This window comes from Paenibacillus sabuli (assembly GCF_014705605.1).
Taxonomy (GTDB): Bacteria; Bacillota; Bacilli; order Paenibacillales; family Paenibacillaceae; genus Paenibacillus_D; species Paenibacillus_D sabuli.
Window position 1 is genome coordinate 39,284 of the sequence record NZ_JACXIZ010000019.1, and the last position, 14,209, is coordinate 53,492.

At 60.4% G+C, this 14,209-nt stretch carries 13 protein-coding genes; 1 reads left to right on the top strand and 12 read right to left on the bottom strand.

The window, feature by feature from the left end; genetic code table 11:
- Positions 1 to 7: 7 nt before the first annotated feature.
- Positions 8 to 1,717 carry a phospho-sugar mutase gene (locus IDH44_RS11710; RefSeq protein WP_190917839.1) on the bottom strand — a complete coding sequence of 570 codons (1,710 nt, stop codon included), beginning with the start codon at positions 1,715 to 1,717 and terminating at the stop codon, positions 8 to 10.
- A gap of 3 nt (positions 1,718 to 1,720) precedes the next feature.
- A complete protein-coding gene (gene fabZ / locus IDH44_RS11715) occupies positions 1,721 to 2,173 on the bottom strand; it encodes a 3-hydroxyacyl-ACP dehydratase FabZ (RefSeq protein WP_190917841.1) in 453 nt (150 codons plus the stop codon).
- Positions 2,174 to 2,547: 374 nt separating this feature from the next.
- On the opposite strand from fabZ, the gene IDH44_RS11720 reads away from it, so the two are divergent.
- Positions 2,548 to 3,300, top strand: a complete 753-nt coding sequence (locus tag IDH44_RS11720) for a hypothetical protein (RefSeq protein ID WP_190917843.1) — start codon at positions 2,548 to 2,550, stop codon at positions 3,298 to 3,300.
- A gap of 94 nt (positions 3,301 to 3,394) precedes the next feature.
- On the opposite strand, the gene IDH44_RS11725 is transcribed toward IDH44_RS11720, so the two are convergent.
- The 10 genes from IDH44_RS11725 to IDH44_RS11770 all read right to left on the bottom strand — a co-directional run bounded on the left by IDH44_RS11725 (position 3,395) and on the right by IDH44_RS11770 (position 14,109).
- Positions 3,395 to 3,748 carry a DNA-directed RNA polymerase subunit beta gene (locus tag IDH44_RS11725; protein ID WP_190917845.1) on the bottom strand — a complete coding sequence of 118 codons (354 nt, stop codon included), beginning with the start codon at positions 3,746 to 3,748 and terminating at the stop codon, positions 3,395 to 3,397.
- A 41-nt stretch (positions 3,749 to 3,789) separates the two neighbouring features.
- A complete protein-coding gene (locus IDH44_RS11730) occupies positions 3,790 to 4,647 on the bottom strand; it encodes a flagellar hook-basal body protein (protein ID WP_190917846.1) in 858 nt (285 codons plus the stop codon).
- 13 nt (positions 4,648 to 4,660) lie between these two features.
- Complete coding sequence (locus IDH44_RS11735) at positions 4,661 to 5,530, bottom strand: flagellar hook-basal body protein (protein WP_190917847.1); 870 nt, start codon at positions 5,528 to 5,530, stop codon at positions 4,661 to 4,663.
- 19 nt (positions 5,531 to 5,549) lie between these two features.
- Entirely contained in the window at positions 5,550 to 6,548 is a 999-nt protein-coding gene (mreB, locus tag IDH44_RS11740) for a rod shape-determining protein MreB (protein ID WP_190917848.1), read from the bottom strand.
- A 106-nt stretch (positions 6,549 to 6,654) separates the two neighbouring features.
- Positions 6,655 to 6,942, bottom strand: a complete 288-nt coding sequence (gene spoIIID, locus IDH44_RS11745; protein WP_190917849.1) for a sporulation transcriptional regulator SpoIIID — start codon at positions 6,940 to 6,942, stop codon at positions 6,655 to 6,657.
- Between the two features lie 208 nt (positions 6,943 to 7,150).
- Positions 7,151 to 7,891: a M23 family metallopeptidase gene (locus IDH44_RS11750; RefSeq protein ID WP_190917851.1), complete on the bottom strand. Its 741-nt coding sequence runs from the start codon at positions 7,889 to 7,891 to the stop codon at positions 7,151 to 7,153.
- 78 nt (positions 7,892 to 7,969) lie between these two features.
- On the bottom strand, positions 7,970 to 9,103 hold the full coding sequence (spoIID, locus tag IDH44_RS11755) for a stage II sporulation protein D (RefSeq protein ID WP_190917853.1): 1,134 nt from the start codon (positions 9,101 to 9,103) through the stop codon (positions 7,970 to 7,972).
- 188 nt (positions 9,104 to 9,291) lie between these two features.
- The gene (gene murA, locus IDH44_RS11760) at positions 9,292 to 10,728 is read right to left on the bottom strand and encodes a UDP-N-acetylglucosamine 1-carboxyvinyltransferase (protein ID WP_190917855.1); all 1,437 of its coding nucleotides are present in this window, start codon (positions 10,726 to 10,728) and stop codon (positions 9,292 to 9,294) included.
- 218 nt (positions 10,729 to 10,946) lie between these two features.
- Positions 10,947 to 11,192, bottom strand: coding sequence for a DUF1146 family protein (locus tag IDH44_RS11765; protein ID WP_190917857.1), 246 nt, complete (start codon positions 11,190 to 11,192; stop codon positions 10,947 to 10,949).
- Positions 11,193 to 11,220: 28 nt separating this feature from the next.
- Complete coding sequence (locus tag IDH44_RS11770) at positions 11,221 to 14,109, bottom strand: S8 family peptidase (RefSeq protein ID WP_190917858.1); 2,889 nt, start codon at positions 14,107 to 14,109, stop codon at positions 11,221 to 11,223.
- Positions 14,110 to 14,209: the final 100 nt, after the last annotated feature.

Consider the following 14,209-nt stretch of genomic DNA (forward strand, 5'->3'; position numbering starts at 1 on the left):
CCACTCCCTATGCTTGGTTGTCCACTCGTGCCATGACGTGCGACACGAGCTTGTTCATCGTTGCCGAAGCATCGGTCGCTGACGCTGCGCACACGGCGAAATAAACTTTAATTTTGGGTTCTGTTCCGGAAGGCCGCAAGCAGAACCAGGACCCGTCCTCGAGCATAAATTTCAATACATTCTCAGGCGGCAAGCCATCCAGCCCGCGAGCGTAGTCCAGCATCCGCTCCACCTTGGCGCCCTCCACCTCGACAGGCGGGTTGCTGCGCCAGTCCTCCATAATGGCGACGATTTTTTGCAGGCCGTCCACCCCCTTGAGCGTACGGGACTCCAGCTGCTCCTGATACGTGCCGAAGCGATCGTACAGCTCGCCGAGCACATCGCAGAGGGTCTTGCCCTGACGCTTGTAATACGCCGCGGCCTCGCTGATCAGCAGCGAAGCGATGACCGCATCCTTATCCCGAGCATACGTGCCGGCCAGATAACCATAGCTTTCCTCGTAGCCGAACAGAAAATGCTTGTCTCCGGTCTCCGCATACCCGGTCATGCGCTCCCCGATATACTTGAAGCCGGTCAGCGTATTGACGACCTCTGCGCCGTAAGAGCGAGCGATATCGGCGCCCATCTCGCTGGTCACGATCGTTTTGACGACGACGCCGTTCGCCGGCAGCTCCCCGCGATCCTGGAGCTGGCCGAGCAAATAGTGGATCATCAGCGCCCCCGACTGATTGCCGGACAAGGCGACGTATTCGCCGGACTGGTCCCGGACGACCGCACCCATTCGGTCACAGTCCGGATCGGTGCCGATGATGAGATCCGCACCGTTCTCGCGTGCCAGCTCAAGGGCGAGCGTGAAGGCGGCGCGCTCCTCGGGATTGGGAGAATCGACCGTGCTGAAGTTGCCGTCCGGCTGCTCCTGAGCCGCGACGACGCTGACCTGGCCGAAGCCTGCCCGCTCGAGTACGGCCCGCACCGGCCTGTTGCCCGCGCCGTGCAGCGGCGTGTAGATAATGCGCACTTCATTGCCCATCCCCTGTGCCAACAATTCGCGGTTGGCGGCATGCGCCACGACCGTGTCGATATATTGCGTATCGGCCGACTCGTCCAGCCAGCGCAGCAGTCCGGCGGCCTCGGCCTCGGCCTGCGCCATGCGGCGCACCCGATCGAAGCCGCCGACCTGCCCGATATAGGCGATGACCTGCTCCGCGTCGTCCGGGACGAGCTGACAGCCCTCGCCGTCGTACACCTTGTAGCCGTTATACTCAGGCGGGTTGTGACTGGCCGTGATGACAATGCCGCCGTTCGCGCCGAGCGCCCGCACCGCATAGGACAGCTGCGGTGTCGGGCGCAGCCCTTTGAATAGATGCACGACAATGCCGTTGGCCGCCAGCACGAGGGCCGCCTCGAGCGCGAATTCCGGAGATTGGTGACGCGAGTCGTGGGCGATCACTACCGAAGCCTGCGTTTCCCGGCTTGTCAGCCAGGCAGCCAGACCTTGGGTCGCTTTGCCGACCGTATAAGCATTCATCCGATTCGTGCCGGCGCCCATGACGCCGCGCAGGCCGCCGGTTCCGAATTGCAGCTCCCGATAAAAGCGGTCCTCGATCTCCTTGGCGTCGCCTTCAATCGCGCGCAGCTCCGCCTTGGTGGCGTCGTCGATCGCCGGATCGTTCAGCCACGCTTCATACAAGACCGCCGCTTCCTGATTTGCGCCCATGCGCTACACCCCTTCCGCTTCGTGATCCGACTTATTCGTCAGCGCGAACATGATTTCGCCTTCCGCCACGACCTTGCCCTCGACGCTGGCGGTCGCTTTCCCTTTGCCGACGATGCCCTTCAGCCGGATAATCTCGACCTCCAGACGAAGCGCGTCGCCGGGCACCACTTGTCCGCGAAAGCGGAAGTTGTCAATGCCTGCAAAAAGTCCGATTTTGCCGCGGTTCGCCTCCACCTGCAGGATGGCCACCGAGCCGACCTGAGCCAGCGCCTCTACGATCAGCACGCCTGGCATCACCGGATAACCCGGGAAATGGCCGGCAAAAAAAGGTTCGTTGACGGTTACGTTTTTCAGCCCGACGGCACGCTTGCCCGCATCCAGCTCCAAAATACGATCCACAAGCAAAAACGGATGGCGATGCGGGATAATCGCTTGAATCTGTTCGGTTGTCAGCATAGCAGCTAACCATCTCCTTTTTAACGCGCTTTCCGCGCGTTTCTTTTTTTAGCGGGGTATGTAATAAAATGCGCTTCACTGTGTCACACTAGTAGTATCCCCTGTACGGACTGCAGTCGTGCAGGTTGAGATAAAAGAGCCCTTTACGCGGAAGCCGCGCTTCCCGCACAGGGCTTTTTTTTGCCCCGACTTCGCTTTCCAGCCTGCCATACAGGTCCTCAATCATTATACCTTTCTCCGTATCAAAAAAAAACCGTCCTTCAGCTTGAGGGTCTCGCCAAGTTTCGACATACTCCGACATCCACTCTCAGGTAAGATGGTAAAGGCATTGTCGATTCATGCCAAAATACATAGGTTCGAAGGAGGAACATCCCATGGCTTATTGCACAGCCTGCGGACAGCAGCTGCAGCCGGGAGAGGCACACGCCTGTCCGGCCGCCGACGAGGTCGCTGCCGCCGCACAATCGCATCCGGCCAGCGCCGGGACGCGCGGCCAAGCCGCCGAAGGCGCGCGGCACATCGCCGCGCAATTTCGGCGTATCGAGCCCGGCGTGCTCGTCCGGCTGCTGCGGCAGCCGCGCGAGGCACTGTCGCTGGAAGGCCCGGCCGCTCCGGTCTACGGCTTCGTCGGTGTCGCCGCCGCGCTCATCGGCTTCATAATCTGGGCGATGCTGCTCGGCAACGAGCTGGCAAGCCTCGTCTTCGGCTTCGGCAGCAGTTCGATCTTTGACGCGTTCAGCGCCTACCGGGCCGATATTTATTGGCGCATAATCGGCAGAATGCTGGTGATCGGGCTCGTCTCGAGCGCTGCCATGATTGGCGTGCTGTACGCCGCCGGACGCTGGCTCGGGGAGGCCAAGCTCCGCTTCGGGACGTTTTTTGCGTCCATCGGCGCCATGCAGCTCGTCTTCGGCGCCGGCTTCGTCCTGGCAGGCCTCTGCTCGCTGATCAATTTGCGCCTGTCGCTCTTCGTGATGCTCGTCGTACTGCTCGCGGCCCTGGTGCTTTTGGTGTCCGCCGCCTCCGATCTGCTGCGCGTGCCCAAGGCGCGCGAGGCCGCCTTCGCTGTGACCGTGATCGGCGGCTATCTGCTCGTGACCGGCTTGCTTCTCGCTCTCTTCCTATAGTTCTGCCTCCGTCCGCCTGTGGCGGGCACATGCCGAAACGGCGCCCGCACCTTCCTTTGGGAGGTGCGGGCGCCGCTTTTTGTCAGGAATCGGATCACGATTCCGAAAAAATCAGATCGTACATATGCTTCCACGTCGACCACTCCCATACGTCGCCCTTCGGCCCGTCGCCGATGACGGCATATCCGACGTACAAGCCTCCGACGAGCGACAACAACAGCAGCAACGGAACGATGCTCTTAAGTAAAATCCAAAACAGGATGCGCAGTCCGAGCGGACGCCTTCGCGCCACCTCTTCATCGGAAGCGGCAGGGGCGGCGTCGGCGCCTTCGCGCAGCTTGTCTTTGCGCAGCTTGGGCTGTCTGCCTTCCACATTGCCGGGTACCCATTCCACACCCTTGCGGGGCGGATCATCCTGAGGCTGTCGATCTTGACGTTCCATGCTCATACTCACTTCAATCCTTCCGCTATCACTTCCACGCCATCCAATCAGCGGCGCAGGCTCGTCGCCAGCTCCATCATGCGATCGCCCGAGCTGAGCGCTCGCGCGCTCAACTGGTAGGCCCGCTGCACCATGACCAGATCGGCCATCTCGCCCGAAAGATTCACATTCGATTGCTCCAGGTAGCCCTGCATCAGCGTCACGCCGTCGCGCTCGTCTGCCCCCAGCTCCTGCAAGGCCGCTCCCGCATCCAGGCCGTCGGCTACAAGATAGAGGTTGTCCGCCACCGGCGTCAGCACACTCGGACGTACGGGCTGCACGAGCTTAATCTGTCCCAAATCGACCGTGGTGAACCCGTCTGTCGAGACGCCGGTGACTTGGCCGTCCGCGCCGATCCGCACATCATAGTTGTCGGGAATGACGATCGGGCCCTCGGTCAGCGTCACCGTGCCGTCCGCTTCCTCCGTCCGATGCTCGGCAATCAGCGTATACCCTTCCGTGGTCGTCAGCACTGCTTGACCGGCGCCATTGAGCGATGGATAGAACGCCCCGCTCCTCGTGAAGGCACGTCCGCCCTCAGCGGAGGTCTGCACCTCAAAAAGCGCGTTGCCCTGGATGCCGATGTCGTAGGCATTCCCCGTCTCCTTCATCGTCCCCTGCGAAAAATCCGACTCCACCATCGTCAGGCGAGAGCCCCACCCCTGATTGAAGCCCATCGGAGTCAATCTAACCGGCTGCCGGAAGGTCTCGTCCTGCTGCTTGATGCTGGTAAGCAGATCCTCGAAGGTGGCATCCTTGCGTTTATAGCCGGCCGTATTCAGGTTCGCTATATTGTCGGCCAGCAGATCGAGCTTTTGCTGCATGCTGCCCATCGATACCGCAGCGTTAATAATGGAGCTGTTCATCACATTCTCTCCTTTACATGACGCGGCCGACCTCGTTCACCGCTTTTTCCAGGCTGGCATCATAATATTGCACCATCTTCTGATTCGCCTCGTACGCGCGAGCCGCCGCCATCAGGTCAATCATCGATTGCGTCGTGTCGACGTTGGAGAGCTCCAGGAAGCCCTGTCTCACCTCGACGCGTTCTCCCGCCGGCAGCGGCTGCGCCAGCGCGTCCTCGCCCTCTACCCTGAACTTGCTGTTGCCCTCGCGCACGAGCGCATTGGGGTTGTCCACGCGCGTAATCAACAATTGGACGCCGGTATCCGCTCCCGTCGTCTCGTCGATGAAGCGCTGGTCCGCCGTCATCCGCAGCTTGTCCGGCAACGCATCCGGCGCAAATTGAATCGGAGCCCCGTCCACTCCGAGCACGCTCGAGCCGTCCGCTGTCACGAGAGAGCCCGCTTCATCTAGCGTAAAATTGCCGTCGCGCGTATATCGAATTTCGCCTTCGTCATTCTGAAGCGTGAAGAAGGCCTGCGGCTGAAATGTCACCTCGCCGTTCGCATCGACCGCTTTGCCCGAGGCGTCAAATGCCATGCCCGGCACTTCGATATCCGATAGCAACGCAAAATCGAAGTTGCGCCCGGTTTCCTTCACATCCCCTTGCAGATGCATCGACAGACTCTCCTCCGCGAAGACGCCCGTATTGACAACGCCGATCGGCCGTTGCGGGGAATTCTCGGTAGCCATAATGGAGATCAGCATATCCGGAAACGAGCGCGCGACCGCATTGACCTGCTTGAAGCCCGGCGTATTCAGGTTGCTGACGTTGTTCGTAACCGTATCGTGCCGGCGCTGCTGGGTCACCATCCCGGCAGCGGCGGTGTATAAGCCTCTTAGCATCTGAGCATCCCTCTCTTTCTTACCCCAGCTTTTTGGCGACCTTGTCCAGATTGTCCAGCATGATGCCCGTCCCTTTGACGACACAGTGCATCGGGTTCTCTGCGATCAGCACGGGGACCTTCAGCTCCTCCGCCAGCAGCGCGTCCAGTCCGTCCAGCAGCGCGCCGCCGCCCGTCAGGATGACGCCGCGGTCAATGATATCCGCCGAGAGCTCCGGCGGCGTCCGCTCGAGCACCGACTTGGCTGCCGATACGATCGAAGTGACCGAATCCCACAGGGCCTCCCGCACTTCCGCGGAATAAATCGTGATCGTCTGCGGCAATCCGGTCACCATATCGCGCCCGCGGATGTCGATGGAATCGTGGCGTCCGTCCTCGTAGACGGTGCCGATTCTGATCTTGATGTCCTCGCTTGTCCGTTCCCCGATCAGCAGCTTGTACTTGTTTTTGATATATTTCATAATGGCCGCATCGAATTTGTCGCCCGCGACCTTGATGGAAGAAGCCGTGACGATATCGCCCATGGAGAGCACCGCGACGTCGGTCGTGCCGCCGCCGATGTCCACGACCATATTGCCGCTGGGCTGGAAGATATCCATTCCAGCCCCGATTGCGGCCGCTTTCGGCTCTTCTTCCAAAAAGACTTCTCTGGCTCCGCTGCGCTCTGCGGCTTCACGAATCGCTTTTTGTTCGACGGAGGTAATATTCGTCGGCGCACATATCAGAATCCTCGGACGGCTGTACCACTTGCGGCCGCCTACCCGGTCAATGAACGCTTTCAGCATAATTTCGGTGATTTCAAAGTCGGCGATGACGCCGTCCTTGAGCGGACGAATGGCGACAATATTACCCGGCGTCCTTCCGACCATCTTGTGCGCTTCCTCGCCCACGGCGAGCACGCGCTTCGTGTCTTGCTCGATGGCCACGACGGAAGGCTCATCCAGAATAACGCCGCGTCCCTTGACATGAATGGATACATTGGCCGTTCCGAGGTCAATTCCGATATCATTGCTCAACATAAGTCGTACGTCCCCCACACTAGTTAATAAACCCTGCCTTCAAGGCGTCATTCAAAAAACATTCGCCGCCAAGATCGAAAATCCTCTATTTTTGTTGAAAAAAACGTCAGCTTTTTCCTGCAGCAAGCACTTCCCTTTTTTTGCCCGGTGTTTTTTTGTATTTAATCTTGGTCGCTTCTCCTCCTCTCAGATGGCGGATGGACTTGTGATAATCGAGAATGTGCTTGACCTGGTCCGCAAGATCGGGGTTGATCTCCGGCAGCCGCTCTGTCAGATCCTTGTGCACCGTGCTTTTGGAAACACCGAATTCCTTGGCGATCGTCCGAACCGTGTTTTTGGTTTCCACGATGCAGCGGCCGATTTTTATCGTTCTTTCTTTGATGTAATCATGCACGTTCCCGCCTCCCTGCTCAAGATAGTTTGGTACATTATATGAGGGGGGCGGGTAGATATTCTTTGTAGCCAAGCGTGACAAGCTTATTTCGTACAAATATTTCGCGCGTAGAACCGATTGACGAGCACTTTTCGCTTTTTTCGGCGCGGCAAAAAGCAGGGGAGACTTGCGCCTCCGCCTGCTCTTCGTCGATCCGGGACATGCCGTCTTACTCCGGAAGCACCGCGGCCGGATTGACCGCCTCGCCATCCTGGCGCACCTCCAGATGCAGATGAACGCCGAGATCCTTCTCCAGCTCGCTGCGACCGGCCTTGGCGATCACCGTGCCCTGCGCCACCTCGTCTCCGGTCTTGACCGTGACGTCCGTCAGACTTTGGTATACCGTCACCAGGCCGTCGGCGTGAGCGATCTCGACCACGTAGCCGTTCAGCGGATGCTGCTCGACATGGCTGACCTTGCCGCCCAGCACGGAGAGCACGTCGAATGTCGTATTATCCGCCTTCGCGAGGTCCATGCCCATATGCGGCTTGAACGTGTTGCCGGATTGAATCATCGCGGCTTGACGCTCCTCTCCGGTGGCCCCGGCTTCATAGAACGGCACGATCACCTCGACATCCGCCTTGTTCAGCACCGGCCATTGGAAGGCGTTCTCGCCAGCAATGGCCGTTACGGGCAAGTCCTGGTCCTGCTCGTTTACCGCAACGTCGGTCTCGCCCCGGGTCTCTTCGGTTTCGCTTGTCTCGGTTGCGGTCTCTTGCTGCGGTTGCGATCCCTGATAGACCCACATGATCGTTACGATAATAGCTGCCGCGGCCATAAATGCTGCCGGTGTGACCCATTTTTTCGACAGCAGCTTCTTCCATGAAGAGGAGTGTGCGGCAGCGCGACCTCCCGGGTTCGTTTGGGGAGCCTCTTCACGCTTGGCATTCGGTTTGTTTTGGTCATTCATTTTCCATCACCTCAGTAGCCATTGTTGCCACATCAATCTCTTTTATACCTGAGGTGATTGCTATTTTTACAGATTCTTTTAATGGGCCGTTTCGTTAGTTGCACTAGGCGTATCCAGCGTCTCGAGCCGGATTCCGGTATAGTAGTGGGCGAGGATCTGCTCGGCCATGTAGCCCTCGCGCGCCATGCCGTTGGCGCCCCACTGACTCATGCCGACGCCGTGCCCGTAGCCGCGCGTAACGATGCTCCAGCGCTGACCGCTGCTGCGCCACGTGAAGTGACTGCTGTCCAGACCGAGCAGCTCGCGAATCTCGCGGCCGCTCCAGGTGTGGTCGCCCGCCTCCACGCGTGCGACTGCGCCGCCGGCAGTATGCGCTGCGATACGCAATTTGGCGAGGTCTTTTTTACGGATCCCCAGCTTGTCGGCCAGCTCGCCGGCGGACAGCTCCAGCTCGGCGTCCGCGCGCGGAGCGATCGCCGCGTCCCACGGACTCGCGACGCTGCGCAAATACGGGATCGCCGCGCTCCAGTAATCCTCGGCATTCTCCGTGCGGCCCGCGCTGGTCGAGAAAAAAGACGCCTCGATTGGCTCCCCCTCATACGTCGCGATGATGCCGCGCGTCTCGCGAACGGCCTGACTGAGCTTGCGCAGATAAGCGGCGGACTTGTCCGCCGGCCAGGCATCCGCCAGCTCGGCGAGCGGCACGTACACCTGATGCTGAACCGTGTCCGTAATATCGCTGCCCCCGGCCTCCGCTCCCGCGCCGTGGGCACGCAGATAGCGAATTGCATAGGTGCGCGCGGCGATGGCCTGCGCCTTGAGCGCCTCCAGCTCGAACTCGGCGGGCATCTCCCCGGCCAATACGCCGCGTACGTACAGTTCTAAAGGCAGGCGCTCGATCTGCGCCGTCTCGCTCAAATACACGCTGATCCGCAAGCCCCCCAGCAGACTGCGCGCCTCCACCACATCGCTGCTCAGCGCGCTGGCGGCAGCTTCTCTCGACTCCTCCGCCAAGCCCGCGTTCGGCGTAGACGTCGATCCCGCCGCAGGTGACCCTGGCCCGGACGCCGCATCTGGCAATTGAACAATTGCGTCTGGCAGCGGCACGGCGGATTCCGAATCTCGCAGCCCGAACGCCAGCACCAGGACGGCCGCCATCCCTGCGCAAAAGGCCATCCACCAATACAAGCGCTGATAACCTAGCAATTTCATTCCAAGCTCCTTTCGTTCCGGCTGCTATAGTCTATGAGCCGGTCTACTAGGATAGAACGAACGAGAATCAGGGTACGTCCAGGGACTCTTCTCCGCAGCGATGACGCCCCTGAGTACACAAAAAGCACGGCCCGGGGGAGGGGCCGTGCTTTTTGTGTACAGCAAGCCATACCATTCGTTCGCAAAGCTTACGCCCAGGTCGGCTGGACCTTGTTGAGCACGGGAATCTGTTCTTTCTCCCGCGTATAGCCCGACTTCTCCTCCGAGGGTTGGGCATGCGCCGCGGCTACCGGCACGAGCTGCTCTGCTTGCGCGGCGACCTCCTCCAGCACCTCGGCTGCGGCTTCCTGAGCTTCACGCTCGGCCGTCTCGTCGACGCGGGAGATGTCCGCGCCGAGCGCCGCCAGTTTTTCGGTCAGGTTCACATACCCGCGATCGATGTGCTGGACGCCCGTGACCTCGGATATCCCTTCAGCCTTGAGCGCGGCACAGATGAGCGCCGCACCGGCGCGCAGATCGGTGGCGCATACTTTGGCGCCCACCAGCCCGGCGCCCCCGTTGACGATCGCGCAGCGGTCCTCTACTTTGATGTGCGCGCGCAGCTTTTTGAACTCCTCGACATGCATGAAGCGGTTCTCAAAAACCGTCTCCGTGACCACGCTAGTGCCCTCGGACGTCAAAAGGAGGGCCATCAGTTGTGCTTGCATATCAGTCGGAAAACCGGGATACGGCAGCGTCTTGACATCCACCGCCCGCAGCGGGGAAGCGGCGCGGACCTGCACGCCGTTCTCGTCCTCAGCGATGTCCACGCCCATCTCCTGAAGCTTGGAGATGACCGGCGCCAAGTGATCGGCAATCGCTCCCTCGACGTAGACGTGCCCGCCCGTAATGGCCGCCGCGACGATATACGTGCCGGCCTCGATCCGATCGGGGATGACTGTATGCTCAGTGCCGCGCATCCGCTCCACGCCCTCGATTCGAATAACGCCGGTACCGGCGCCGCGCACCTTGCCGCCCATCGCGTTAATATAATTGGCCAAGTCGACGATTTCCGGCTCTTTAGCGGCATTTTCCAGAATTGTCGTGCCGTCTGCCAGCGCAGCCGCCATGATAATGTTCTCCGTCGCCCCTACGCTGGCTACGTCCAGATAGATTTTGGCGCCCTTCAGGCGCCCGTCGATCTTGGCCTCTATGTATCCCTGCCCAAGATTGATCTGCGCACCCATCGCTTCGAAGCCCTTGAGATGCTGATCGATCGGCCTCGTCCCGATCGCGCAGCCGCCAGGCAGGCTGATGCGGGCGCAGCCCGCCCGTGCCAGCAGCGGACCCATGACCAGGAAGGATGCACGCATCTTGCGCACCAGTTCGTACGGCGCTTCGTGCGAACGCAGGTCGGACGCGTCGACGACCATCCGTTCTTGTTCAAATTCCATGCTCGCCCCCAGCGAGATCAGTACCTCGCGAATGGTCACGACATCGTCGAGCAACGGCACCTCATGAATGACGCTCCGGCCCTCCTCGGCCAGCAGCGAGGCCGCCAGAATAGGCAATACTGCATTTTTGGCTCCGCTCACGCGCACTGTTCCCGACAGCCGCCGACCGCCTCTAATTATAAATTTACTCATTTTTTGTCCCCCCGGGCGCTGCGAAACATCGCTTGTTGTTGGATAATAAGGACAGTGACCACAGACTCATATCTCTTGCTTACCCTGCTGCAGGCTTCTGAAACCCTAAACCTTAAATCCCTTAGTTACGACACAATTCGACATGTCCTACGTATTCGCAGAGCCGTTCACATTTGATTTCGTCATGTATTACCCATTGTTGACTTTTTTCACACAGCTTATTCGACAAACCAGCGCAGCATACTCGACCATTGCAGGTAGTCGAGGATAAAACGGGCAAATCCATGCCCCAGCACGATCGCCAGCAGCACCTGAAGCATCCGCGCCTGCGGTCCGCGCGGGCGCTTGAGCCAAGTGTCCAGCTTGATCTCCTGGATGACGTACCAGGCAAAGGTTATGCTAAGCAGCGTAATCACAATCGACATCAGACCATTCATGCCGATGCCGGAGCCTATGCCGTCCATATCGCTTCACCCTCCTAGGTGGCCAATCTTACAGCGCCCGGTAGACGAGCGTCGCGAACTCGGCCCGGCTCGCCGACTGTCCCGGCTTGAAGTCATTGTCCCGGTACCCGCTGATCCAGCCGGCCTGCTTGAGCGTCAGCAGCATCGGCGCAGCCCAGTGCTCGACACTCACGTCGGAGAATGGACGGAGCAGCGGCGTCGACCCCTGCAGACGCAGCGCCGCGCCGAACATCGCCGCCATCTCCGCGCGCGTCACCGGATCATCGGGCGCAAAGGTCCCGTCCGGGTATCCCTTCACCCAACCGGCCGATACCGCGCGCATGACGGCAGAGTAGGCCCAGTGCCCGCTCTGCACATCCTTGAAGGCGCCCGGCTGCGAACCCGCGCTCTCGATGCGGAAAGCCTTGACCAGCACGGCGACCGCTTCGGCCCGCGTGATGCTGCGGCCCGGTTCGAAGCGGTATTCGCCATATCCGCTCACGATCCCGGCCCCGGCCAGCGATACGATCGCCTCGCGCGCCCAATGCTGGTCGATATCGACGAAGCCGGCAACGAGCGGCTGCACCTTCACGCTAAAGTGATAATGCTGATGTGTAAACGCGCTATTCGCGGTCGCTCGAATATAGTACGTGCCCGCCTTGAGCCGCCGATTGGTCGTCAAGCGGTCCTTGCCCGATTGTGACTGTACCGTGAACAGTTCTTGCTGCGTGCGATCGTACCCGCGCATGGTCATCGTGCGCCCGGATGGAATATCGTCCAGGCTGATTGAGACGATGCTCTCCTGCTGGAGCCGCAGCTGGTACCAATCCTCGTCGTCGCTGCCGTCGATAACCCCGACATAGTCGGTATCGACTCTCACGGACGTCGCCTCGTAGGCCCGGTCGTTCGGTTCATTCGGATCCTCATAGACCGTCTGCAGCGCCAGCGTGAGCGTGTAGGTGCCCGCTACAGGACTTGCGTCGCTGGCTGCTGCGTTATGTACACGAATGAAATATTTGCCGGGCGTCACCGTGATGGACGTGGAGTCATCCGTCTGCTCGGTCTGCCCGTCCCCGTATTCGTCGAATTCCACCATTCGCCCGCCTGCGCGGCCGATGGCAAAAGCCGGATCGATGCGGACCGTGTCCGTCTCGAGCTTGGCATCCAGCGTACCGCCTTGCTCAAACGTAATCGCGAACCAGTCGCGGTCTCCGCTTTGATGAAAATTCCCGGTTATCGTTTGGCTCTGCGGCGGCAGCGTGAACGCCTCGATATTGTCGTCGTTGCTCTCGTACGGATCCGGCGCAATGCTGAAGTCGGACGTCAGCAAGTAGGGCAGCACATGCGTGCTGCTGGAGTCGTCCAACTGCAGCTCCACATGATACGTCCCCGCGCTCAGCTTCCACTGCACCTTGCGGCTGCCGGTCTTGACATTGACCGCAGCAGTCCCGCCATCCGCATCGTGCCGAATGAGATTGACCGGTGGCATGGGCTGGCCTGGCGAGGTCAGCCCCTGGAAAAGCAGCGTGACCGTACCGTCGTATGGCACCTTGAACTTGAACCAATCTTTTTCCTTCCCCGTATTCAACTGCGCCGATAGCTTGGTATACATCGGCAGCATGCGCGCCTGGGCCTTGGTCTCGTTGGGCTCGTAAGCATCCGGCCGATAGCTGGCCGTCAGAGCCTCGCCGACCTGCAACAGCCCGTAGCCTGCAGCCTCGTCCCAGCCGTCCTGCCCGACATCCTCGGCCGTCTGTCGTAAGAGCGCCCGCACCTGATACGGCTTCAGATTGGGGTATTTGGCCCATACGAGCGCGGCAGCTGCCGCCGCCTGCGGAGCGGCCATCGATGTGCCTTCCTGCGTCTTGTAGCCGCCGCCCAGCTTCGTCGTATACACATCCCAAGGTGCGATGACATCGACCTCCGGGCCGGGATTGGCGCGCGGCTCCGGCTCCCCGGACGGCTTGGCGCCGCCGACCGCCAGCACGCTCGGATAGCCGGCCGGATACTTGACTGCCGCCTTGTCCCCGTGCTTCAGCCCATCGTTGCCGGTCGCGGCGACGAGCAGCACGCCGCTGCTCTCGGCATATTCGGCAATATCCCGCATATACGGCGAATGCCGGTACAGTCCGACCGACAGCAGGACAATCTTGGCGCCGTGCTCGATGGCGTACAGGATGCCCTCGCCGAGCCGCTCTTCGTCGCCGTAGCCATCCGCATCCAGCGCCTTCACCGGCATAATGTTGGCGTTCCACAGCAGGCCCGCGACGCCTTGGCCGTTGTTGCCGACTGCGGCGAGTACGCCGGCCACGTTGGTGCCGTGACCGTTATCGTCCTGCGGATCCGCTCCGGGCTTCACCAGATTCGTGCCGGCGACGAGATTCGCCTTGAGATCCGAATGCTGAAGATCTACCCCCGTATCGACGATTGCAACGGTGAGCTCCGTCTGGTCGTGCGCGACCTTCCAGGCATCGGACGCCCCGATCAGCTTCAGGTAGCTCTGCTTGGCGAGCTCCGGATCGTCGGGAGCCGACTCGTCGGAGGTGGCCGTCAGCAGCTCTACTTTGCCGTTGGGATGAACATACTCCACCTCGGGGAGCGCCAGCAGCTCTTCCAGCCAGGCCTGGGCGTCAGCGCCGCGGGCCGGCTTCACCACTTCGATGCCGGCAGCGGGCTGACGGCGCAGCAATTGCGTATTCGGAAGCGTTGTTGGATGGGCGGAATCTTGCCATTTCAGCAGCCAGCTATCGGTCAGACCGATCTCGGAGGGAGGACCGGTACGGACTTGAACGGGCGACGGGGCAGCTATCAGATTGGAGCAAGAGGGCAGCACCAGCGCGCATGCGAGCAGCACACACAGCAGCAGGCGGGCATTTGTTTTGGCCTTGCCCGCCGTCCGATCTTTACAATTTGGCTGTTGCCGGTTATATTTTGTCATAAATGGCCCTAGACCTCGATAAATAAAATAAGTGCTACTACGTTACAAGATAAATTCGCTTCGCGCAGGATATTCTCCTTTTTCTCGACAAACAAAGGGA